General features: G+C 39.9%; 2 protein-coding genes. Both read right to left on the bottom strand.

Going from position 1 to position 1,001, the window contains the following annotated elements:
• Window positions 1-159: helix-turn-helix domain-containing protein (locus AB0G52_RS41445; protein WP_361344556.1), on the bottom strand; the 159-nt coding region annotated here is incomplete at its 3' end.
• Window positions 160-263: 104 nt separating this feature from the next.
• Window positions 264-1,001: acetylxylan esterase (locus AB0G52_RS41440; protein WP_361344553.1), on the bottom strand; the 738-nt coding region annotated here is incomplete at its 5' end.

Raw genomic sequence — 1,001 nt, 5'->3', positions numbered from 1 at the left:
ATCCTTAATCGACTTTGCATGTGTATTGAAGCGATAGCCCATTTCTTCAGCCAATAATTTTATTTTCTCTTTTAATTCTTCACTGACCCCATCTTTATCATTAAGCGCTTTGGAGACAGTCACACTGCTGACACCAAGTTTATTGGCGATGTCACGCATCGTAACATTGCTTCTCACAAAAATTCCTCCGATATAAAATAATTCTGTTCTTAGCTCATGGGATTACTATACTATAACGGCCACTTTTAAAAAAGCATCCATATTTACTCTTCAAGCAGGTCTGCAAAAAAATCATGGACTTTGTCGCCTAATGTCCTTATATATTCATGACCATACTCATAATAAATCAGCATATTTTTGTCTGATTGAATTTTATTGTAGGCAGCAAATTGGGTAGAAGGCGGGCAAATTGCATCCTCCATACCAACTGCCCACAATACATCTGCTTTTATCCTGTCTGCCAAATGCTGTATATCTATATAGCCTAGCTTTTGGAAAACCGCTTCCTCTTGTTCATGATTTGGATCAATAAACTTAAAGTAATAATGAATTTCTTCATAAGCTGAATTGCTAATATCGAGCTCCCATGCTCTTTTAAAGTCTGATAGAAATGGATAAACAGCAGCTGTTTTCTTGATTCGCGGCTCTAAACTGGCACAAGCAATCGCCAGCGCCCCACCTTGTGATGCACCATAAGCTCCTACTCTAGTTTCATCTACATTCTCCATCGAGCAGAGAATTCTTGCAGCTTGAACTGTATCTAAATATACATTTCGATAATAGAGCTTTTCTGGAGCCTCTTCTATCCCCCTAATAATATGGCAATTTAATCTTGTTCCATTTACATTGAGATTATCCTCTGACAGACCACCATGGCCGCGGCAGTCCATGGCCAAAATTGTGTAGCCTTCTGCCGCATAGCCTATTTTGTCCATCCAATCGCCGCTATTCACATGATAGCCATGAAACCATAGCAGCCCAGGTCCAGGTCTTGTTTGCCC

It is taken from the genome of Streptomyces sp. NPDC021562 (assembly GCF_040640875.1).
Classification (GTDB): Bacteria; Actinomycetota; Actinomycetes; order Streptomycetales; family Streptomycetaceae; genus Streptomyces.
Note: the sequence above shows the minus strand (reverse complement) of the source record. Positions and strands in the feature narration are given on the sequence as shown.